21 protein-coding genes are annotated in these 21,248 nt (G+C 70.4%); 9 read left to right on the top strand and 12 right to left on the bottom strand.

Going from position 1 to position 21,248, the window contains the following annotated elements:
* The first annotated feature begins 78 nt into the window (after positions 1-78).
* From KV106_RS02320 to KV106_RS02330, 3 genes are read left to right on the top strand one after another with little or no spacing between them, the layout of a single operon-like run.
* The gene (locus KV106_RS02320) at positions 79-1,119 is read left to right on the top strand and encodes a chorismate transformation FkbO/Hyg5 family protein (protein ID WP_261205902.1); all 1,041 of its coding nucleotides are present in this window, start codon (positions 79-81) and stop codon (positions 1,117-1,119) included.
* Positions 1,120-1,149: 30 nt separating this feature from the next.
* Complete coding sequence (locus tag KV106_RS02325) at positions 1,150-1,953, top strand: lysophospholipid acyltransferase family protein (RefSeq protein WP_261205903.1); 804 nt, start codon at positions 1,150-1,152, stop codon at positions 1,951-1,953.
* Positions 1,920-2,696 carry a glycosyltransferase family 2 protein gene (locus KV106_RS02330; protein ID WP_057593356.1) on the top strand — a complete coding sequence of 259 codons (777 nt, stop codon included), beginning with the start codon at positions 1,920-1,922 and terminating at the stop codon, positions 2,694-2,696. The genes KV106_RS02325 and KV106_RS02330 overlap by 34 nt, the downstream gene beginning before the upstream one ends.
* A 4-nt stretch (positions 2,697-2,700) precedes the next feature.
* Here the strand turns inward: KV106_RS02330 and KV106_RS02335 are convergent, their stop codons facing one another.
* From KV106_RS02335 to KV106_RS02385, 11 genes are all read right to left on the bottom strand, one after another.
* Complete coding sequence (locus KV106_RS02335; RefSeq protein WP_409976471.1) at positions 2,701-4,122, bottom strand: efflux transporter outer membrane subunit; 1,422 nt, start codon at positions 4,120-4,122, stop codon at positions 2,701-2,703.
* Positions 4,079-6,064, bottom strand: a complete 1,986-nt coding sequence (gene macB, locus KV106_RS02340) for a macrolide ABC transporter ATP-binding protein/permease MacB (protein WP_261205905.1) — start codon at positions 6,062-6,064, stop codon at positions 4,079-4,081. The genes KV106_RS02335 and macB overlap by 44 nt, the downstream gene beginning before the upstream one ends.
* Positions 6,061-7,227 (bottom strand): macrolide transporter subunit MacA, encoded by a 1,167-nt coding sequence (gene macA, locus KV106_RS02345; protein WP_261205907.1) that lies wholly within the window; start codon positions 7,225-7,227, stop codon positions 6,061-6,063. Before macA ends, macB begins: the two co-directional genes overlap by 4 nt.
* A gap of 233 nt (positions 7,228-7,460) precedes the next feature.
* On the bottom strand, positions 7,461-7,964 hold the full coding sequence (locus tag KV106_RS02350) for a disulfide bond formation protein B (protein ID WP_261205909.1): 504 nt from the start codon (positions 7,962-7,964) through the stop codon (positions 7,461-7,463).
* Positions 7,961-9,061, bottom strand: coding sequence for a sulfate/molybdate ABC transporter ATP-binding protein (locus KV106_RS02355; protein ID WP_057593361.1), 1,101 nt, complete (start codon positions 9,059-9,061; stop codon positions 7,961-7,963). The genes KV106_RS02350 and KV106_RS02355 overlap by 4 nt, the downstream gene beginning before the upstream one ends.
* Before the next feature lie 14 nt (positions 9,062-9,075).
* The gene (cysW, locus tag KV106_RS02360) at positions 9,076-9,969 is read right to left on the bottom strand and encodes a sulfate ABC transporter permease subunit CysW (protein ID WP_261205910.1); all 894 of its coding nucleotides are present in this window, start codon (positions 9,967-9,969) and stop codon (positions 9,076-9,078) included.
* A 1-nt stretch (position 9,970) separates the two neighbouring features.
* Entirely contained in the window at positions 9,971-10,858 is an 888-nt protein-coding gene (gene cysT / locus KV106_RS02365; protein WP_261205911.1) for a sulfate ABC transporter permease subunit CysT, read from the bottom strand.
* On the bottom strand, positions 10,859-11,875 hold the full coding sequence (locus KV106_RS02370; protein WP_057593364.1) for a sulfate ABC transporter substrate-binding protein: 1,017 nt from the start codon (positions 11,873-11,875) through the stop codon (positions 10,859-10,861).
* Between the two features lie 38 nt (positions 11,876-11,913).
* Positions 11,914-12,447, bottom strand: a complete 534-nt coding sequence (locus KV106_RS02375) for an RBBP9/YdeN family alpha/beta hydrolase (RefSeq protein ID WP_261205912.1) — start codon at positions 12,445-12,447, stop codon at positions 11,914-11,916.
* 34 nt (positions 12,448-12,481) lie between these two features.
* Entirely contained in the window at positions 12,482-13,123 is a 642-nt protein-coding gene (locus KV106_RS02380; RefSeq protein ID WP_057593366.1) for a peroxiredoxin, read from the bottom strand.
* A 126-nt stretch (positions 13,124-13,249) separates the two neighbouring features.
* Complete coding sequence (locus KV106_RS02385; RefSeq protein WP_057593367.1) at positions 13,250-14,164, bottom strand: LysR family transcriptional regulator; 915 nt, start codon at positions 14,162-14,164, stop codon at positions 13,250-13,252.
* A gap of 135 nt (positions 14,165-14,299) precedes the next feature.
* Between KV106_RS02385 and KV106_RS02390 the strand changes: the two genes are divergently transcribed.
* The 4 genes from KV106_RS02390 (at position 14,300) to KV106_RS02405 (ending at position 18,220) form a co-directional block, all read left to right on the top strand.
* Entirely contained in the window at positions 14,300-14,947 is a 648-nt protein-coding gene (locus KV106_RS02390) for an FMN-dependent NADH-azoreductase (RefSeq protein WP_203205853.1), read from the top strand.
* Between the two features lie 132 nt (positions 14,948-15,079).
* Complete coding sequence (locus KV106_RS02395; RefSeq protein ID WP_261205913.1) at positions 15,080-16,489, top strand: hypothetical protein; 1,410 nt, start codon at positions 15,080-15,082, stop codon at positions 16,487-16,489.
* Positions 16,486-17,223 carry a hypothetical protein gene (locus KV106_RS02400; protein WP_057593369.1) on the top strand — a complete coding sequence of 246 codons (738 nt, stop codon included), beginning with the start codon at positions 16,486-16,488 and terminating at the stop codon, positions 17,221-17,223. Before KV106_RS02395 ends, KV106_RS02400 begins: the two co-directional genes overlap by 4 nt.
* 22 nt (positions 17,224-17,245) lie before the next feature.
* Positions 17,246-18,220, top strand: a complete 975-nt coding sequence (locus KV106_RS02405) for a hypothetical protein (protein ID WP_261205914.1) — start codon at positions 17,246-17,248, stop codon at positions 18,218-18,220.
* Positions 18,221-18,242: 22 nt separating this feature from the next.
* Here the strand turns inward: KV106_RS02405 and KV106_RS02410 are convergent, their stop codons facing one another.
* Positions 18,243-18,800, bottom strand: a complete 558-nt coding sequence (locus KV106_RS02410) for an NADPH-dependent FMN reductase (protein ID WP_057593371.1) — start codon at positions 18,798-18,800, stop codon at positions 18,243-18,245.
* 205 nt (positions 18,801-19,005) lie between these two features.
* Between KV106_RS02410 and KV106_RS02415 the strand changes: the two genes are divergently transcribed.
* Together KV106_RS02415 and solA are read left to right on the top strand one after the other, a co-directional pair.
* A complete protein-coding gene (locus KV106_RS02415; protein ID WP_261205915.1) occupies positions 19,006-19,971 on the top strand; it encodes an aliphatic sulfonate ABC transporter substrate-binding protein in 966 nt (321 codons plus the stop codon).
* A gap of 13 nt (positions 19,972-19,984) precedes the next feature.
* Positions 19,985-21,199, top strand: a complete 1,215-nt coding sequence (gene solA / locus KV106_RS02420; protein ID WP_261205916.1) for an N-methyl-L-tryptophan oxidase — start codon at positions 19,985-19,987, stop codon at positions 21,197-21,199.
* The last annotated feature ends 49 nt before the right edge of the window (positions 21,200-21,248 follow it).

Here is a 21,248-nt window from a genome sequence, read left to right on the forward strand (position 1 = left end):
CACCCGCCACGCGCCCCGCGCGACCGGGGCGGACCGCCCGCAGGCAGGCCCCGATCCCCTCGCAAAGGCTTCCTGATCGTGCGCTTCCAGGGCGAAACACCCTCTTCTTCCTCCTCCCTGCGCGTGGAGCGCCTGTCCTTCAGGGACAGCCTCGCGCTGGCCGCCGACGGGCCGGCACCCTTCGCCGCCATCGGCTACGGCACGCCCGAGCGCATCGACTGGATGCCGCCGGTCGACGCCAGCGTGCTGTCGGCACGCGGCGCCGTCGCCGACGTCTGGCATGCCACAGGGCCGGCCGTGCGGACCGGCCGCACCGGCCTCGTGCGCTGGCGCGCCGACGAGCACTGGCTGCTCGGCGCGATCGATCTCGACGAAAGCGTCGAGAAGCAGGGCCTGGCCGAACTGGCGCACCGGGCCTACCGCGACCTGTTCGCCACGCTCGACCAGAGCGGCATCGCCCATCCGCTGCGGATCTGGAACTACCTGCCGCAGATCAACGGCGACGGCGGCGGGCTCGAACGCTACCGCCAGTTCAACCTGGGCCGGCAGGACGCCTTCCTCGAGGCCGGCCGCGCCGCCTTCGAGGGCGCTCCGGCCGCCTGCGCGCTGGGCATCCACCGCGGCGCGCTGTCGGTCCGCTTCCTGGCCGGGCGCCGCGCACCGCTGCCGATCGAGAACCCGCGCCAGGTCTCGGCCTACCGCTATCCCTCGACCTACGGGCCGCGCGCGCCCACCTTCTCGCGCGCGGCGCTGGCCGACATCGGCGACGACCGCTGCGCGCTGTTCATCTCGGGCACCGCGAGCATCGTCGGCCACGAGACCGTGCACCGCGGCGACGTGCGCGAGCAGACCCGCGAGACGCTGCGCAACCTCGAGGCCGTGGTGAATGCCGCCAACGCGCAGGGATCGGCGCGCTTCTCGCTGGCCGCGCTCGACAGCGTGGTCTACGTGCGCCACCCGGCCGATCTGGAAGCCGTGCGCGGCGTGCTCGAAGACGCGCTCGGGTCCGACGCGCCGATGGTGCGCGGCGCGGTATACCTCGAGGCCGACATCTGCCGCGGCGACCTGCTGGTCGAGATCGAAGCCCATGCCACCGCCCCCGGGCGGCGGCGGGACTGACGCTCGAACGGCAGCCCCCACCCTTTCCCGATGATCCTCCGCGTGCTGCGCATTCTCACGGCCGTCCCGCTTGCGCTGATGCTCTATGCGCTGCTGCTGTTCCTCGGCCTGATCTCGCTGGTCTGGAACGCCTTCGCGATGCTGATCTACCCGGTGATGCCGGTGAAGCCGGCGCGCGCGCTGGGCCGCGCCACCATCGCATTCGCCTACCGCGCCTTCTGGGGCCTGGCCTCGGTCACCGGCATGATGCGCATCGACGCGAGCTGCCTCGACGCGCTGCGCGACGAGCCCGGCGTGATCTTCGTGGCCAACCACCCGACCATGCTCGACGCGCTGCTGCTGGTGGCGCGGCTGCCGCGCAGCGCCTGCATCATGAAGGCCGAGCTGCTGCACAACATCTTCCTGGGCGCGGGCGCGCGGCTGGCACGCTATATCAGCAACGAATCGGCACGCACCATGGTGCGGCTGGCGGTGGCCGACCTGCGCGAAGGCGGCCAGCTGGTGATCTTTCCCGAGGGCACGCGCACCGTCACGCCGCCGCTCAATCCGTTCCGCCCCGGCGTCACGCTGATCGCCAAGCTCGCGCAGGCACCGATCCAGACCGTGTTCATCGACACCGACTCGCCCTACCTCGGCAAGGGCTGGCCGATCTGGCGCGTGCCGCCGCTGCCGATCGTGTTCAAGCTGCGCCTGGGCCAGCGCTTCGCGCCGACGCAGGACAGCGACGTGTTGCAATCGGACCTCGAACAATATTTCCGCCACCAGCTCGAACGGCGCGCCGCCGACGCCGACTCTCCCGAATGCCAGACGCCTCGCGCACCCACCTTGTCCTGATCCCGAGCTACAACACGGGCGAGCGCCTGTTCTCCACCGTCGAGGCGGCGCTCGCGCAATGGAGCCCGGTATGGGTGGTGGTCGACGGCAGCGACGACGGCACCGGCGAGCGGCTGCAGCGGATGGCGGCCGACCGCCCCGGCCTGCGCGTGTGGCTGCTGCCCGAGAACCAGGGCAAGGGCGCGGCGGTGCTGCACGGGCTGCGCGCGGCGCGCGACGCGGGCTTCACGCACGCGCTCACCATGGATTCCGACGGCCAGCACCCGGCCCCGCTGATCCCGGCCTTCATGCAGGCCTCGCTGGCCCGGCCCGAGACCATGGTGCTGGGCCGCCCGGTGTTCGATGCCAGCGCGCCGCTGCTGCGCGTGCGCGGGCGCCGCGTCTCCAACGGCTGGACCCAGCTCGAGACGCTGTTCGCCGGCGTCGGCGATTCGCTCTACGGCTTTCGCGTCTACCCGGTGCAGGACCTGATCGCGGTGATGCAGCGCCAGCCCTGGATGCGCCGCTTCGACTTCGACACCGAGGCCGTGGTGCGGCTGGCCTGGCGCGGCGTGAAGCCGGTGAACATCGACGCGCCGGTCAAGTACCTGACGGCCGAGGAAGGTGGGGTTTCGCACTTCCGCTACGGACGCGACAACGTGCTTTTGACCTGGATGCACACGCGGCTCATGGTGGAGTTCGTGCTGCGGCTGCCGGGCCTGCTCTGGCGCAAGCTGCGCGGCGCGCCGCCGTTCCAGCCCTGACGAATCACTCCAGCGGCCCGCCACCGAGCGCCTTGTAGAGCGTCATGGTCGCGTTGAGCTGGTTGACCCGGTTCTGCGCCAGCGACACCTCGGCCGCGCGCCGCCGGTCCTTCGCATCGAGCACCGGCTGCAGCGCGGTCGCGCCCGCGCGGTAGCGCACCTCCGACAGCCGCTCGGCGCGCTGCGCCAGCTCCAGCGCCACCGCCAGCTTCGCGCTCTCGTCGCGCAGTTGCGTGCGCGACGAGAGCGCGTTCTCCACCTCCGACAACGACGTGTACAGCGCCTGGCGGAAGCCCACCACCGCTTCCTCGTACTGGCTCTGCGACACCGCCACCGTCAGCCGCGCCGTGTTCCATTGCAGGAACGGCAGCGCCAGCCCCGCGCCCAGCGTCGCGACCGGATTGCGCAGCAGCTCGCCCAGTGCCGTGCTCGAAGTGCCGAGCGAGCCCGTGAGGCTCAGCGCCGGATAGAAGCCGGTGCGCGTCGCGTCGACATTGGCGACCGCGCCGCGCAGCCGCTGCTCGGCCGCGCGCAGGTCGGGACGCCGGCCCAGCAGGCTGGCGGGCAGGCCCGCTTCGATGGCGGGCAGCGCCACGTCGGGCAGGCTCGCGGGCTCCTCGGCCGCCACCTCGGGCGGACGATCGAACAGGATCGCGAGCGCGTTGCGCGTTTCCACGCGCTGCTGCAGCAGCTGCGTGTGCGCCGCCTCCTGGCTCGCGAGGTTCTGGCCGGCCTGCGCCACATCGAGGCCAGACACAGCGCCGGCCTCGTAGCGCGCGCGCACCAGCGCCACGATGCGCCGCGCGTCCTCCATGCCGGCCTCGCTCAGCGCGATGCGCTGGTTCAGGTAGCCGGTCTGCCAGTAGAGATTGGCGGTGGTGGCGACCAGCGCCAGCGCCGCGGCCTGCCGGTCGGACTGGGTCGCCTTCAGTTCCCAGTCGGCCGCGCTGCGCACCGCCGCGAGCCGGCCCCAGAGGTCGAGCTCGTAGCTCAGCGTCACGAGCGAACTCGAGCTCGAGCCCGCGACGCCGCCGCGCTTGAGGTCGTAGCCGCGGCTGGTGGCAGCCTGCCCGACCACGCCGGGCGTGAGGTTGGTGTCGGCCAGGCCGGCCTGCAGCTGCGCGCGCTGCACCCGGATGCCGGCGGCCGCGAGGTCGTTGTTGACCCGCAGCGCCTGGTCGACCAGCGCATCGAGCCGCGGATCGCCGAAGGCCGACCACCACTTCGCCGGGAACACCGCCGCCGCGCTGGCCGTGCCCGGCTGCGGCTGCTGCCAGGCCGCGGGCAGCGCGAGCGGTTTCTCGGGCCGGCGCTCGGGCTGGAACGCGGTGCAGCCGGCCGCGAGCAGCGCGGCCACGAGGGCCAGGGGGAGCAGGCGCGCCTTACTCACGGGCCAGTGCCTCGATGGGATCGAGCCGCGCCGCATTGCGCGCCGGCAGGTAGCCGAACAGCACGCCGATCAGCGAGGCGCAGAAGAAGGCCGACAGCACGGCACCGAGCGAGAAGATCATCTGCCATTGCTTCACGAACAGGGAGAACAGGAAGCTGATGCCATAGGACAGCAGCACGCCGATCAGCCCGCCGACCAGGCACACCAGCACGGCCTCGGTCAGGAACTGCTGCAGCACGTCGCTCTGGCGCGCGCCCACCGCCATGCGGATGCCGATCTCGCGCGTGCGCTCGGTCACAGACACCAGCATGATGTTCATCACGCCGATGCCGCCCACCACCAGCGAGATCACCGCGATCAGCGACAGCAGCAGGGTCAGCGACTGGCTGGTGCGCTCGGCCGTCTTCACGATGCTGTCCATGTTGAAGGTGAAGAAGTCCTTGCCGCCGTGGCGCAGGGTCAGCAGCTTCACGATGCCGTCCTCGGCCGCCTTGGTCGGCTGCTCGTCGCGGATGCGCACCGTGATGCCGTCGAAGTGCTGCTGGCCGAACAGCCGGCTCGCCGCCGTGCTGTAGGGCAGCCAGATGTTGAGCTGCTTGTTCTCGCCGAACATGCTCTTCTTCTCCTGCGCCACGCCGATCACGGTGCACGGCAGGCTGCCGACCAGGATGATCTTGCCGAGCGGATCCACGCCCTCGGGGAACAGCTTGCGGCGCGTGTTCTGGTCGATCACCACCACCTGCGACTGGTGCCGCACGTCGTTGGCGTTGAAGGCGATGCCGCTGGCCATCTGCACGTCGCGCACGGCGAAGTAGTTGTCGCTCACGCCGTTGACGTTGCCGTTGATGTCGATGCTGCGGTAGCGCAGCCGCAGGCTGCGCATGGTGGCCGGCGTCACGCTGTGGACGAAGGGCTGCGCCGCGATCGCCTGCAGGTCGGCCGGCACCAGGGTGCGGATGCTCTGCGCCTTGTCGTCGCCGAAGTCGCGGCCCGGATAGATGTCGAGCGTGTTGGTGCCGATGGCGCGGATGTCGGACAGCACGAAGCGCTTGGCGCCCTCCCCGATCGCCACGATCGAGACCACCGAGGTGATGCCGATCACGATGCCCAGCATGGTGAGCGCGGTGCGCATGCGGTGCGACATCATCGAGCGCCAGGCCATGCGGAAGGCCTCGGCGAAGCGCGACCAGCCGGTGCTCAGCCGGCCGCCCGTGGCGGGCCGGGTCACGGGCCGCGGTACCTCGGCGGCGCCGGTGGCTTCGGGCGCGGCCACGGTCGGCACGTTGGGCCGGTCGCCCACGATGCGGCCGTCGGCGATCTCGATGATGCGCTCGGTGCAGCTCGCCACCTGCATGTCGTGGGTCACGATGATGATGGTGTGGCCCTGCGCATGCAGCTCGCGCAGGATCGCGATCACCTCCTGGCCGCTGCGGCTGTCGAGCGCGCCCGTGGGCTCGTCGGCCAGGATCACCTCGCCGCCGTTCATCAGCGCGCGCGCGATGCTCACGCGCTGCTGCTGGCCGCCCGAGAGCTGGCTCGGCCGGTGGTCGCCGCGGTCGTCCAGGCCCAGGCGCGCGAGCAGCTGCCGCGCCCTCGCCTCGCGCGCCGCGCCGTCGGTGCCCGCGTACACCGCCGGCACCTCGACGTTGCCGGTGGCCGTCAGGTGCTGCATCAGGTGGTAGCGCTGGAAGATGAAGCCGAAGTGCTCGCGCCGCAGCTCGGCCAGCGCGTCGCTGTCGAGCGTGCCCACGTCGTGGCCCGAGACCGTGTAGCTGCCGCTGCTGGGCCGGTCGAGGCAGCCCAGGATGTTCATCAGCGTCGACTTGCCCGAGCCCGAGGCGCCGACGATCGCGAGCATCTCGCCGTGGCCGATGTCGAGGTTCACGTCCTCGAGCACCTGCACCCGCGTCTCGCCCGAGGGGAAGCTGCGCCCGATGCCGCGCAGCGACAGCAGGGCCTGCCGTGGCGGCTGCGTCATGGGCCCTTGCCGCGGCGCTCGCCGCCGTTGGCCTCGCCCTCGCGCGGCTCCACGGCCGAGGCGTCGCCGGTGATGACCTGGTCGCCTTCCTTCAGCCCCTCGAGCACCTGGGCCTGGAAGTTGTTGGTGATGCCGGTGCGCACCTTGCGCGTCTCGGGCGTGTGGTCGGCCTTGAGCACGCGCACCTCGTAGCGGCCCTCCTTGTCGCGGTTGCCGAGCGCGGTCAGCGGCACGGTCAGCGCCTGCTTCGCCTCGCCGAGCATGATCGCGACCTGGGCCGTCATGTCCACGCGCAGGGTGCGGTCGGGGTTCGGCACGTCGAACAGCGCGTTGAAGAACACCGCGTTGTTGATCTTCTCGGGCGAGGGCTGCACCGCGCGCAGGGTGCCGTGGTAGCGCTTGTCGGGGTCGCCGAGGATGGTGAAGTAGACCGGCAGCCCGGCGCGCACGCGCACCACGTCGGCTTCGGACACCTGGGCCTTGATCGTCATCGTCGACAGGTCGGCCAGTGTCATCAGCGTGGGCACCTGGAACGAAGCGACCACGGTCTGGCCCTCGAGCGTCTTGATCGAGATCACGTCGCCGTCGATGGGCGCGATGATGCGGGTGTACGAGAGGTTGGTCTGGGCCGAGGACACGGCCAGGCGCTGCCGGCGGATCTGCGCGTCGAGCGACACCGCGTCGGCGCGCAGCGCGCGCAGTTCGGCGTCGGCGCTCTCCATGTCCTGCCGCGCCGAGGCGTCCTGCGCCAGCATCTCGCGCTGGCGCGCCCAGGCCAGCTCCGCCTGCCTGACGCGCACTTCCTTCGCCACCTTCTGGGCCTGCAGGTTGTCGAGCCGGGCCTGTTCCTGCGCCAGCGTGTTCTGCGAGATCGCGGGATCGATCTCGGCCAGCCAGTCGCCCTTCTTCACGGTCTGGCCCAGCGACACCTTGAGCGACTTGAGCTGGCCCGTGACCTGCGCGCCCACCTCCACCTGCTTGAGCGCCTGCAGCACGCCGGTGGCCAGCACCGCGTTCTCGAGGTCGGCGCGCTGCACCGTCGCCGTCAGGTATTCGGGTTTCTTGGCCGGCGTGAGCACGATCGCGGCCGCGATGCCGAGCACGACGAGGGCCAGGATGCCGTAGAGGAGCTTGCGCGAACGCCGGGGCGGAGTCTGGGGCATGCAGCGGGAAGGGAGTGGAACGGGCGGGGGATGCATTCGCCGGGCTCTGCGGCCGGGTCGCGATGCATGAGGGATGGGGTCATCCTAGTCCCGCTGTCTGAAGCGTTCCTAAAGGCGGAGTTCCGCCGCGGGGTTACTCCGCCCTCACCGCCTACATCACCGTGACGGGCGCCACAAAGACGAAAGGCGGACCCGCGGTCCGCCTTGGGAGGCCGATGCGGCGAATGCCGCGCTCAGCGCGCCGGACGCCGGCGCAACAGCAGCACCAGCAGCAGGACCGACAGCACCGTGAAGGCGATGAAGGACCAGTTCGCCAGCGTGAGGCCGAACAGCGACCAGTCGATCTTCGAGCAGTCGCCGCCGCCGCGGAAGATCATCGGCAGCGCCCGCTTGAGCGGGAAGGTCTCGATCATGCCGTAGAGGTCGCGCCCGCACGACACCACCTCGGGCGGATACCACTGCAGCCAGCTCTGCGAGGCGGCCGTGTAGGCACCGCCGATGGCGGCCAGCAGCGCCAGGAAGCCGCCGCCGAGTTGCAGCGCGCGGCCGCGGAAGGCCCCGGCCAACCCGGTGAACAGCGCCACCAGCACCAGCGCATAACGCTGGACGATGCACATGGGACAGGGCTCGAGCCCCACCACGTGCTGCAGGTAGAGCCCGAAGGCCAGCATGAGCACACAGGCCAGGCAGATCAGGCCGTAAGCGCGGCGCGGCGCGCCGAAGTACCAATCGATCAAGGAGACACCCAATCCTCTTCTACGAACACCCTGGCCTTGCGCGGCGTGGCGACCACGGTGTCGCCCTCCTTCAAGCCCAGGTCACGGAACTGTTGCGCAGGGAGTTGCGCCTCGATGATGGTTCCGGAGCCCGGATTGTCTGGATTCGTGTCGACGGGTTCAAGTTCCAGCCGCGCGATCGGACCGACGACGATCGCGCGCGCCAGCGTGGCGACGATGCCGCTCGTCGCGCCCGGCACGTGGCGTGTCACATCCAGGTCATGCGGACGGACGTAGGCCAGCGCCTTGGCGTCGCGCGCGCCGCTGTGCTCGGGCGAATCGAGGCGCAGGTCGCCCAGCTGCACCGAGCCATTGTCGGCGCGGCCGTGGAACAGGTTCACGTCGCCGAGGAAACCATAGACGAACGGGCTCGCGGGCTGGTCCCAGACCTCCTGCGGCGAGCCGACCTGCTCGATGTGGCCCTTGTTGATGACCACCACGCGGTCGGCCACCTCGAGCGCCTCCTCCTGGTCGTGGGTGACGAAGATCGAGGTGACGTGCAGCTCGTCGTGCAGCCGGCGCAGCCAGCGGCGCAGTTCCTTGCGCACCTTGGCGTCGAGCGCGCCGAAGGGCTCGTCGAGCAGCAGCACCTTGGGCTCGACGGCGAGCGCACGGGCCAGCGCGATGCGCTGGCGCTGGCCGCCAGAGAGCTGCGGCGGATAGCGGTCGGCCAGCCAGTCGAGCTGCACGAGCTTGAGCAGCTCGGTCACCTTGGACTTGATCTGGGCCTCGCTCGGGCGCTCCTTGCGCGGCTTCACGCGCAGGCCGAAGGCCACGTTCTCGAACACGGTCATGTGGCGGAACAGCGCGTAGTGCTGGAACACGAAGCCGACCTGGCGCTCGCGCACGTGCACGTCGGTGGTGTCCTCGCCCGAGAACAGGATGCTGCCGGCATCGGCCGTTTCCAGCCCGGCGATGATGCGCAGCAGCGTGGTCTTGCCGCAGCCCGAGGGGCCGAGCAGCGCGACGAGCTCGCCCGACTCGACGTTCAGGTTGACGTCGTTCAAGGCCCGGAAGGTGCCGAACTGCTTGCTGATGTTGCGGATTTCGATGCTCATGAAATTCTTTCTTCCTAGGCCGCCGTCGGCCGCTCCGGCGGCAACTCGGCGATCGCCTTCATCTCGCGCTCGTGGCGCCACTCGATCACCGACTTGATCACCAGCGTCACCAGCGCCAGGATCGCCAGCAGCGAGGCCACCGCGAAGGCGGCCACCGACTGGTATTCGTTGTAGAGCACTTCCACGTGCAGCGGCATGGTGTTGGTCTGGCCGCGGATGTGGCCCGAGACCACCGACACCGCGCCGAACTCGCCCATGGCGCGCGCATTGCACAGGATCACCCCGTACAGCAGGCCCCACTTGATGTTGGGCAGGGTCACGCGCCAGAAGGTCTGCCAGCCGTTCGCGCCGAGCACGATCGCGGCCTGTTCCTCGTCGGTGCCCTGCGCCTGCATCAGCGGGATCAGCTCGCGCGCGATGAACGGGAAGGTCACGAACACCGTGGCCAGCACGATGCCGGGCACGGCGAAGATGATCTTGATGTCGTGCGCGGCCAGCCACGGGCCGAACCAGCCCTGGGCGCCGAACACCAGCACGTAGATCAGGCCCGCCACCACCGGCGACACCGCGAACGGCAGGTCGATCAGCGTGGTGAGGAAAGCCTTGCCGCGGAACTCGAACTTGGCGATGGCCCAGGCCGCGGCCACGCCGAACACCAGGTTCAGCGGCACCGCGATGGCGGCCGTGATCAAGGTCAGGCGGATCGCGCTCCAGGCGTCGGGTTCCTTCAGCGCCTCGAGATAGGCGTCGAGGCCCTTGCGCAGCGCCTCGGTCGCCACGGCCGCCAGGGGCAGCACGAGGAACAGGAACATGAAGACCAGCGCGAGGCCGATCAGCAGCCAGCGGACCCAGGCGGCTTCGGTGGTGCCGGCCTGGGTGCGGCGGATGACTTTGGTAGGTGCGCTCATCTCAAGCTCCCGCGCGGCGACGCTGCCATGCCTGCAGGCCGTTGATGACCAAGAGCAGCAGGAACGAGATCACCAGCATCACCAGCGCGACCGCCGTGGCGCCCGCGTAGTCGTACTGCTCGAGCTTGCCGATGATGATCAGCGGCGTGATCTCCGAGATCATCGGCATGTTGCCGGCGATGAAGATCACCGAGCCGTACTCGCCGATCGCGCGCGCGAAGGCCATGGCGAAGCCCGTGAGCAGCGCCGGCGCGATCGAGGGGAAGATCACCTTGGTGAAGGTCTGCAGCCGCGTCGCGCCCAGCGAGGTGGCGGCTTCCTCGAGTTCCTTCTCGGCGTCTTCGAGCACCGGCTGCACCGTGCGCACCACGAAGGGCAGCCCGATGAAGATCAGCGCGATCACCACGCCCGCGGGCGTGAACGCGAGCTTGATGCCGTGCGGCTCGAGGTACTGCCCGACCCAGCCGTTGCCGGCCAGCAGCGCAGTCAGCGAGATGCCGGCCACGGCCGTGGGCAGCGCGAACGGCAGGTCGACCAGCGCATCGACGATGCGCTTGCCCGGGAACTTGTAGCGCACCAGCACCCAGGCCACGAGCAGCCCGAACACCAGGTTCACCAGCGCCGCGAGCAGCGAGGCGCCGAAGGTCAGCCGGTACGAGGCCAGCACGCGCGGCGCGGTCACGGCGACCCAGAACTGGTCCCAGTTCAGCGTGAAGGTCTTGAAGACCAGCGCCGACAGCGGGATCAGCACGATCAGGCAGAGGTAGAAGACCGCGAAACCCAGCGTCATCGAGAAGCCGGGCAGCACGCGCTTGGCGCCACCAGCGCCGACCGCACGCGAAAACGGCGCTGCCGGTGAGGACAGCGCCGAGGAGCTTGCCCCGCTCATTTACCGGGCGCCGGGCGTGTAGAGCTTGTCGAACTGGCCGCCGTCGTTGAAGTGCACCTTCTGCGCTTCGCCGAGGCTGCCGAACAGCTCCTGCACCGTGAACAGCTGCAGCGGCTTGAAGGTCGCGGCGTACTTCTTGAGCACGGTCTGCGAACGCGGGCGCAGCGCGTGCTTGGCGGCGATTTCCTGCGCTTCTTCGGAGTACAGCCAGTCGAGGTAGGCCTTGGCGAGTTCGCCGGTGCCCTTCTTGGCGACGGTGCGCTCGACCACGGCCACGGGGTTCTCGGCCACGATGCTGATCGACGGGTAGACCGAGTCGACCTTGCCGGTGCCGAATTCGCGGTCGATCGAGACCACTTCGGATTCGAAGGTGATCAGCGCGTCGCCGATGTTGCGTTGCAGGAAGGCGGTGGTGGCATCGCGGCCGCCGCGCGCCAGCACCGGCGTGTTCTTGAACAGCTTGCCGACGAATTCGGCCGCCTGGGCGTCGGTGCCGCCCTTCTTCTTGACGTAGCCCCAGGCCGCCAGGTAGGCGTAGCGGCCGTTGCCGCCGGTCTTGGGGTTGACGATCACGACCTGGATGCCGGGCTTGACGAGGTCGTCCCAGTCCTTGATGCCCTTGGGATTGCCGTTGCGCACCAGGAACAGCATGGTCGAGGTGGTCGGCGATGCGTTCTCGGGGAATTTCTTGGTCCAGTCCTTGGCGACCACGCCGGCGTTGGCCAGGAAGTCGATGTCGGTCGAGGTGTTCATGGTCACCACGTCGGCATCGAGGCCGTCGGCCACCGCGCGCGCCTGGGCGCTGGAGCCGCCGTGCGACTGGTCGATCTTGACGTCCTTGCCGGTGGCCTTCTTGTAGTGCGCCGTGAAGGCCGCGTTGTAGTCCTTGTAGAACTCGCGCGCCACGTCGTACGAGGCGTTCAGCAGGCCGGTGCCCTGGGCCAGGGCGCTGCTGCCGGCGAGTGCGGAGGACGCCAGCGCGAGCACGGCGGCGAAGGTCTTGATTCTGGAAGTCATGTGGTTGCCAAGGTTTCTGAAAAATCACGGCCCGCCGGTCAGGCGGCGGGCTCGTCGGTCAGCGACTGGAGCAGGGCCAGGCCGAGCGGCCATTCCCCGTGCCCCGAGTCGACGTTGATGTGGCCCGCATTCTGCATGCGAACGAACTCGCTGCCCCAGGCGCGCGAATATGCGCCCGCAAGGCGGATCGGGCAGAAGGGATCGTTGCTGCTGGCCACAACGATGCTGCGGTACGGCAGCGCCGCATAGGGCACGGGCGCGAAGTCCGACAGCACGGCGCGGCGCTCCGGGTCGGCCGGGGCCACCAGCAGCGCGCCCTGGATCCGGGCCGCGGCCTCCGCCGGCAGGTGCGCCGTGGCGATGCAGCCCAGGCTGTGCGCCGCGATCACCACCGGCTGCGGCGATGCGAGCACCAGCCGCGCCAGCGTCGACACCCAGGCCTCGCGCCGCGGCGAGGCCCAGTCGTCCTGCTGCACGCGCGCGGCGCCCGGAATGCGCTCCTGCCACAGGCTCTGCCAGTGGCCGGGGCCGGAGTCGCGCCAGCCGGGAACGATGACGATGCGGGTCTGCATGCGAAGGTGACGGGCCTGGGCCGATGCCGCCGGCTTACTTGTTCGGCTGCGGCGTCAGGCGCAGGTAGGGGCGCACCGCCTTGTAGCCCTTGGGGAAGCGCTGGGCGATCTCGGCCGGGTCCTGCAGGCTCGGGATGATGACCACGTCGTCGCCGTCCTTCCAGTTCACGGGCGTCGCCACCTTGTGGCTGTCGGTGAGCTGCAGCGAGTCGATGACGCGCAGGATCTCGTCGAAGTTGCGGCCGGTCGAGGCCGGGTAGGTGATGATGGTGCGGATCGCCTTCTTCGGATCGATGATGAACACGCTGCGCACCGTGGCGGTGGCCGAGGCGTTCGGGTGGATCAGGTCGTAGAGGTCCGACACCTTGCGGTCGGCGTCGGCCACGATCGGGAAGTTGACCGTGGTGTTCTGCGTGTCGTTGATGTCGCCGATCCATTCCTTGTGCTTGTCGGCCGGGTCCACGCTCAGCGCGATCGGCTTCACGCCGCGCTTCTGGAATTCGCCCGACAGGGCCGCCGTCTTGCCGAGTTCGGTGGTGCACACGGGCGTGAAGTCGGCCGGGTGCGAGAAGAACACGACCCACGAATCGCCGGCCCATTCATGGAATTTGATCGGGCCTTCGCTGGAATCCTGGGTGAAATCGGGGGCGGTGTCGCCGAGACGGAGGGTTGCCATGGTCGTTCCTCGGATGGAATGGAAGACCTGGATTGTCCGAACCCCGCCAAGGATGCCAAACGAATATCTGATTGTTTGGTTATGACGTTTTTTGCATAACGAGGCGATCCGGGACCTTGAAGCCGCCTAGAACATGCGGTGCGCCCCATGCTCCAGGTGCTCGACCAGGAAGTCGATCAGCCGCCGCACCGCCGGCACCAGCGCGCGCCGCGCCGGAAACACCATGTGCGCGATCACCGGCGCCGGTCCCCAGTCGCACAGCACCCGGGTCAGCCGGCCCTCGTTGAGGTCGGCGCGGCACATGTAGTCGGGCAGCAGGGTCGCGCCCACCCCGGCCAGCGCGGCGTACTGCAGCGTCGCGAGGTCGTCGGCCACGTAGCGCGGCGTGTGGGAATGCACGTGGATCCGGCCCTTGGGCCCCTCGAGCCGCCATTCGCTGCGCCCTTCCCCATTGACCGACATCGCCGCCGTCGGCAGCTTCGCGAGATCGTCCGGCCCCTCGATCGGCCCGAGCCGCCGCACCAGCTCGGGCGTGGCCACCAGCACGCCGCGGCTGGTGCCGAAGGTGCGCGCCACCAGCGTCGCGCTGTCCTCGATCTGGGGCCGCACGCGCAGTGCGATGTCGATGCCCTCCTCGATCAGGTCGACGGGCCGGTTGATCACCCGCATGTCGATGCGCACCGCCGGATAGCGCTCGAGGAAGCTCGGCAGCACCTGCGCCAGCCCGCTGTGCGAGATCGTGACCGGGCAGCTGAGCCGCACCAGGCCGCTGGGCTCGGTCTGCACCTGGGCCACCGCCTCCGAGGCCGCGCGCGCCGCGTCGCGCACCGAGGCCGCGTGGCGCAGGTAGATCTCGCCGGCCGGCGTGAGCGACAGCCGCCGCGTGCTGCGCTGCATCAGCTGCACGCCGAGCTGCTCCTCGAGCTCGGCCACGCGCCGCGACAGCCGCGACTTCGGAATGCCCAGCGCCCGGCTCGCGGCCGCGAAGCCGCCGCGCTCGGCCACTTCGGCGAAGAACACCATGTCGTTGAGGTCCTGCATGGCTTTACTGTCCTGTTTTTGAAACGATGTGGCTTATTTTTACCTACTTATCACCCACTCGCACCAAAAATAGAATTCTGACCACGCCGGCCACTTTTGAGCGCCGACATCGAAAGAAAGAAAGCGATCAACACCATGAAGCTGCTCCACATCGACTCCAGCATCCTCAGCGGCAACTCCACCTCGCGCCTGCTGACGGCCGAAACCGTGGCCGCCTGGCGCGCCGCCCATCCCGACACCACGGTCGAGTACCTCGACCTCGCGGTCGACACCCCCTCCCACTTCAGCGCCGACGCGCTCGGCATCAAGACCGGCGTGCAGGCCCAGCCGACCGAGGCCCAGCAGCGCGAGAACACGCTGTCCGAGAAGCTGGTGAGCCAGTTCCTCGCCGCCGACGTGGTGGTCGTGGGCGCCCCGCTCTACAACTTCACCATTCCGAGCCAGCTCAAGGCCTGGATCGACCGCCTCGCGCAGGCCGGCCGCACCTTCAAGTACACCGACAAGGGCCCGGTCGGTCTCGCCGGCGGCAAGACCGTGATCGTGGCCTCGAGCCGCGGCGGCATCTACTCGACCACCGAAGGCGGCCAGGCCACCGAGCACCAGGAGAGCTACCTGAAGGTGATCTTCGGCTTCTTCGGCATCACCGACGTGCGCTTCGTGCGCGCCGAGGGCCTCGGCATGGGCGACGCGGTCAAGAACGCCGCGCTGGCCTCGGCCCGCGGCGACATCGGCACGGCGACCGCCGAAGCCGCGAACCAGAGCGTCGCGGCCCTCGCGGCCTGATGGCGGCGCGCCGTTCGCGGCGCACCCAACGACGAGCCGGCCGAAGCGCCGGCTTTTTTGTGGGCGACATCACGGCTGACATAGGCGCTTCGGCCAATGGCTGGCGCGCGGCGCGCTCGACAGAATCGCCGGATGCCCGCAGCCCGCCTTCCGGCTTCCCGCATCCCTCTTCTTCCCGCGACCGAGCCCATGGCGGCGGTCGCGCTGCTGGCGCTGTGCCTCGCCGCCTGGGCCGCCGGGCTGGCCGGCGGCTTCCAGTACGACGACCTGCCCAACATCGTGCTCGACCCGGCCACGGCCGGCGGCGAGGCCCTGCGCGAGCGGCTGGCCAACGGCTTCCGGCCGCTGCTGCGGCTGAGCTACGTCGCCGACCATGCGTTGTGGGGCTTCGAGGGCACCGGCTTCCTGGCCACCAACCTCGCGCTGCACACGGCCACCGTGCTGGCCGTGTGGCGGCTGGCCCTCGGCCGGCTGGCCGATCCGCTGGCAGCCTTCCTGGCCGCCGCGCTGTTCGCGCTGCAGCCCGCGCACGCGGCGGTGGTGAGCTTCGCGAGCGGACGTTCCACCGGCCTGATGACGCTGGGGCTGGTGCTGGCGCTGCTGGCCCATGAACATGCCTGGCGCGAGGGCCTGGTCCTGGCGCGCCGCGCCGTCTTCGAGGCGCTGTCGCTCTTCGCATTCGCGCTCGCGGTGTCGGCCAAGGAAGTGGCACTGGTCTATCCGCTGCTGCTGACGCTCTGGGAAGCGACCCGGCCCGGCTCCACGGCCGGCCGCATCGCGCGGCGCGTGGCCTGGCCCGCGTTCGCCGCGCTCGCCGGCGCCGCGCTGCTCTGGACCTTCGGCCCCCGGCTGCGCGAGCTGGCCGGCTACTCGCTCGCGCTGGCCGATCCCTTCGAGGCCCTGGCCCGGCATGCCGCCGCGCTGCCGCTGTCGCTCGCGCTGTGGCTGCGGCCGTGGGCGCTGTCGGTCGAGCACCCGGCGCCCGGGGCGAATGCGATGCTGCCGGGCGCTCTCGCGCTCGCGGGCCTGCTGCTCGCCGCGCTCGCGCTGCGCCGGCGCTGGCCGCTCGCGACTTTGGCGCTGCTGTGGCCGCTGGCCATGCTCGCGCCGACGCACACGCTGATCGCGCGGCTCGACTGGATCGTGGAAAAGCCGCTGTACCCCGCCTGGATCGGTCCGTCGCTCGCGCTGGGCGCCATGCTCGCGGCCTGGCTGCGCCGACCCGATCGCGCGCGATGGGGCCTCGTGCTGCTGGCCGCGCTCACGGCCACCTGCGCCTGGCGCGCCGCCACCTGGGCCGACCCACCTGCCCTCTGGCGCGAGGCCACCGAACGCGCGCCGCTGTCGCCGCGCGCCTGGCACAACCGCGCGCTGGCCGAATCCGCCGCGGGCCGCGATGCCGAGGCGCGTCGCAGTGTCGAAACCGCCCTGGCCCTCGATGCCGACGCGCCGCGCACCCAGGCACTGGCGCTCGCGATCTCGCTGGCGGCCAGCGACGAAGCGCCGTCCCCCTCCCTTCCCTCCAGGAGCTCCCCACCGTGAAGCTGCTTCCACGCCCCTCGCGCGCGCTGGCCGCGCTGGCGCTCGCGCTCGGCTGCGCCGCCGCCCAGGCCGCGCCCGACTGCGACCGCTGCCAGGACCTGCCGCGGCTGTACCGCGAAATGCTCGAGCAGGAGTTCCTGCGCGCCAAGTTCCAGAGCTGGATCGCCCAGGCCTACTACCCGCTGAGCATCGAGGCGATGCAGACACAGGCCACCAACGCGCTCACCACGGCGATGCAGGGCAACCTGTACGGCGTGCTCGCGCCGCCGGCCGGCGACGCCGGCGCGGCCGGGGCCGCGGCGCCCTCCTTCGGCACGGTGATCAGCGGCGGCAGTTGCCAGCTCGTGGAGTACGTTCCGCGCCCGGGCCAGTCGCCGGCCACACGGCCGGTGACCGAGCAGCAGATCCGGCAGAAGCTGTGCAAGCCGCTGGCCGAATTCACCATCGAGCACGAGAACACGCACATCAAGGCCTGCACGGCGGCCTACAAGGCCGGCGACAAGTCGGTCGAGTCGGTCGAATGGTTCGTGCAGAGCGACGCCCAGGCCTACGACGCCGGCGTGCGCGTGCTGCGCGACGCCATCGCGGCGCTGGCGCGCAAGTGCCAGTGGGCCGGTTCGACCAACGTGCGCAAGCCCGACAACAGCATGGTGGTGCCGACGCCCGAGGAGATCGTCACCCTGACGAAGAACGTCAAGGCCAAGGGCAGCGCGATGCGCCGCGCCACCCAATGAGCCCACATCCGGAGTCATCGCCATGAACGAAGCCCTGTTGCTGAGCGCCGCGCTGCTGATCGGCGGCCCGCGCACCGAGATCCCGCCCGAGCAGGTGCTGCCGCGCTTCGAGGCCCAGTGCGTCGACGGCCGCTGGAACGCCGCCTGCCCCGGCCTGCGCGCCGAGCTCGAACTGGCGCTCTACGGCGAACTGCAGGTGCTGCAGTCGCGCGGCGAGATCGACCGCGAGGTGCTGCGCAGCGCCGCGCGCGCCCGCTTCCCGATGCTGGCCGAGCTGGGCCTGCGCCGGCTGGCCAAGATCGGCTCGCCCGAGGACCGCGAGGCGGTGCTGGCCGCGCTCGACCACACCTCGCCCGGCGTGCGCGCGATCGCGCGCCAGATGCTCGAGGTGCAGGACGATCGCTTCCGCAAGGGCCTGGCACCGTGGATGCGCGCCGGCCAGCGCAACGGCTTCGGCGCGCTGGTGCCCGACGAGCAACCCGACGCCACGCGGCTGGGCCTGGCCGGCGCGGTCGGCGCGAAGGACGCGGCCACGCTGCGCTGGCGCCCGTTCGCGAGCGACGCGCGCGAGGGCCGCGCGGTCTTCACCACGCGGCTGTCGCCCGAGCAGGTGCTGCAGCTGGTGGCCAAGGGCCAGAAGAGCTTCGACGGCTCGCAGGTGCCCGGCCGCAAGCAGCAGGAGGCGGCGATGAAGTCGATGGATTCGATCAAGCAGGAGCTGCAGGCCGCGGCGGCGCGCGGCGACCTCAAGGCGCTGCAGGAACTCTCGCAGCGCGTGAACCAGCAGATGCAGGCGGTGGCGCCGCCGCCCGGCGCCACCTCGCTGCGCGCGGTGGCCGAGTTCGCCGCCGCGCCGGCGCAGGTGCGCTATGTGCAGTTGAACGCGACGCTGCCGCCCCGGACCAAGGACGGCAAGGCGGTCAGCAAGCCGGTCACGGCCGCCGTGGCCCGCGACGAGGCCTTCGGCGGCGAGACCGTGCTGGTGATCCTCTATTGAGGAGCCAGCCGGCCGGCCGTGCTCAGGCCGCCTTGTGGCTCTTGATCCAGCCCACGTACTTGTCCATCCAGCCCTGCAGGAACTTCTTCGAGCCTTCGTTGCCGATGTGGCCCTTGTCGTCGAACAGGTCGTCCTTGGTCTGCAGGAACACCTCGGGCGCGCCGAGCGTGGGCACGTCGAGGTAGGCCAGCACGTTGCGCAGGTGCTGCTGCGCCAGCGCGGTACCGATGGCGCCGACCGAGATGCCGACCACGCCGGCCGGCTTGCCGGCCCAGGCGCTCTGGCCGTAGGGGCGCGAGGCATGGTCGATCGCGTTCTTCAGCACGCCGGGCACCGAGCGGTTGTATTCGGGCGTGACGAACAGCAGGCCGTCGGCCGCCGCGATCTCGGTCTTCAGGCGCTTGACCGACGCCGCCTGGTTGCCGTCGTCGTCCTGGTTGTACAGCGGCAGGTCGTCGATGCGCACGTGCTCGAAGGTGAAGTCCTCGGGCGCCAGCTTGGCCAGCGCGAGCGCCAGCTTCTGGTTGAACGAGTCCTTGCGCAGGCTGCCGACGATGACGGCGATCCGGGTCTGGGCCATGAATGAAGCTCCTTGAATGAGAGAGTCGTAGTGACGGAGTGTCGAATGACGCTGGCGATTATGCGAAGCGTTCAAGACCTTTTATCAAAAAGCCCATGGCGCGGGGACCGCACCGGCCGGCGCATGAGCAAATGCGAAAAGCTTCGTCGCGCGCCGCGCTCGCCGGCCGTAGAGTCGCCGCCCTTTCAGCTCTCGCCATTCACCCATGACCTCCCTCCTCTCGCGCCGCGCCATGCTGCGTACCGGCGCGGCCGCCGTCGCCATCGCGGCCGCCACGCCGCTGTTCGCCCAGACCCACGCCAAGACGCTGCGCATCGGCTACCAGAAGTTCAACACGCTCAACATCCTCAAGGGCACGGGCCGGCTCGAACAGGCGCTCGCGCCCGCGGGCGTGAAGGTGGAATGGGCCGAGTTCCTCGGCGGTGCGCAGCTGTCGGAAGCGCTGGCCGCCGGTGCCATCGACTTCGGCCATGCCTCCGACGGCATCGGCGTGTTCCAGCAGGCCAGCGGCAAGGGCCTGGTCTACCTCGCGGCCGAGAGCCCCTACCCCGGCGGCGTCGGCTTCCTGGTGCCACGCGATTCGCCGATCCGCTCCGTGCGCGACCTCAAGGGCCAGAAGGTGGTCACGGGCCGCGGCTACAACACGCAGTACGTGCTGATCCGTGCGCTCGAGGCCGCCGGCCTGCGCTACGAGGACATCGAGCCGGTCTACATCGTCACCGCCTCCGACACGGTGGCGGCCTACCAGTCGGGCAGCGTGGCGGCCATCGGCCTGTGGGACCCGTTCCTCGCCGGCGCGCAGCAGGCCACCGAATCGCGCCTGCTGTTCGACGGCACCGGCCTCAGCGGCAACCGCACCTACCACTTCGCGCAGCCCGGGTTCGCGCGCGCCAATGCCGAGCTGCTGCGCACCGTGTTCGCCGAGCTGCGCAAGACCAACGACTGGGCCCAGGCCCATCCCGCCGAGGTGGTGGCCACCTTGGCGCCGCAGCTCAAGGTCGAGCCCAAGGTGCTGGCGCTCGCGACCGAACGGCGTCAATATGGCGTGGTCGCGCTCACGCCGGCCATCGCCCGCGAACAGCAGGGGCTGGCCGACGTGTTCGCGCAGCTCAAGCTCATTCCCAAACCGATCGAGGTGAAGGACGCCTTCCTGGACCTGAACCTCGTCTGACACCGCTGCCCTCTTGACTTCCAGCTCCCACCACGACGTCATCGTCATCGGCCTCGGCGCCCTCGGCGCCGCCACGCTCCACCAGCTCTCGCAACGCGGCGCGCGCGTGCTCGGCATCGACCAGTTCGCGCCGCCGCACGAGCTCGGCTCCTCGCATGGCGATTCGCGCATCACGCGGCTCGCGATCGGCGAAGGCGACGAGTGCGTGCCCTTCGTGCAGCGCTCGCACGCCATCTGGCGCGAGCTCGAGGCGCGCACCGGCAAGTCGTTGATGACCACCACCGGCGGCCTGGTGCTGGCACCGCAGGGCCGGGTGGCCGAGCACCACGGCAAGCCCGACTTCGTGCGCCGCACCATCGCCTGCGCCGAGCGTTTCGGCATCGCGCACGAGGTGCTCGACGCGGCCGGCATCCGCGCGCGCTTCCCGCAGTTCCAGCTGCAGGGCGACGAGATCGGCTATCACGAGGGCGAGGCCGGCTTCGTGCGGCCCGAGGCGGCGATCGAGGCCCAGCTCGCGGTGGCGCGCGCCGCGGGCGCGCAGGTGCGCACCGGAGAGAAGGTGCTGGCCGTCGAGCCCGTGGGCAACGGCGACACCGTGCGCGTGCGCACCCAAACAGCGAGCTTCGAGGCCGGGCGCGTCGTGGTCGCGGCCGGTGCCTGGCTGCCCGAGTTCCTGGGCCGGCAGGCGCGCGCCGACTGGCAGCGCGACTTCTCGGTGCACCGCCAGGTCATGCACTGGTTCGACACCGGCGCGGCCGCCGCCGACTTCGCGCCCGGCCGCTTCCCGGTCTTCATCTGGATGTTCGGCGACGGGCCCGAGGACTACATGTACGGCTTTCCCTCCTCCGACCCCGCGCAGCCCGCGCTCAAGGTCGCGACCGAGCAGTACGTGGAGGCCACCACGCCCGACGCCATCGACCGCAGCGTGCGGCCCGAGGAAAGCGCCGCGATGTTCCGCGAGCGCGTGGCCGGGCGCTTCCCGCAGATCGAGGGCCGCGCGCTCAAGGCCCGCGCCTGCATGTACACCGTGACGCCCGACCGCCGCTTCGTCATCGACGCGCTCGACGGCCTGCCCGGCGTGCTGGTGGTCTCGGCCTGCTCGGGCCATGGCTTCAAGCACTCGGCCGGTCTCGGCGACGCCATCGCCGATCATGTGCTGGGCCGCGCGAGCACGCTCGACCTCTCGCCCTTTGCCCGCCAGCGCCTGCTGGAGAAGCCAGGAGCGTAGAGCAGCCTCGCGCGATCTTCGGCATCATCGCCGCCGGTTCTTTGTCTGA

Source organism: Variovorax endophyticus (assembly GCF_025376855.1).
Classification (GTDB): Bacteria; Pseudomonadota; Gammaproteobacteria; order Burkholderiales; family Burkholderiaceae_C; genus Variovorax.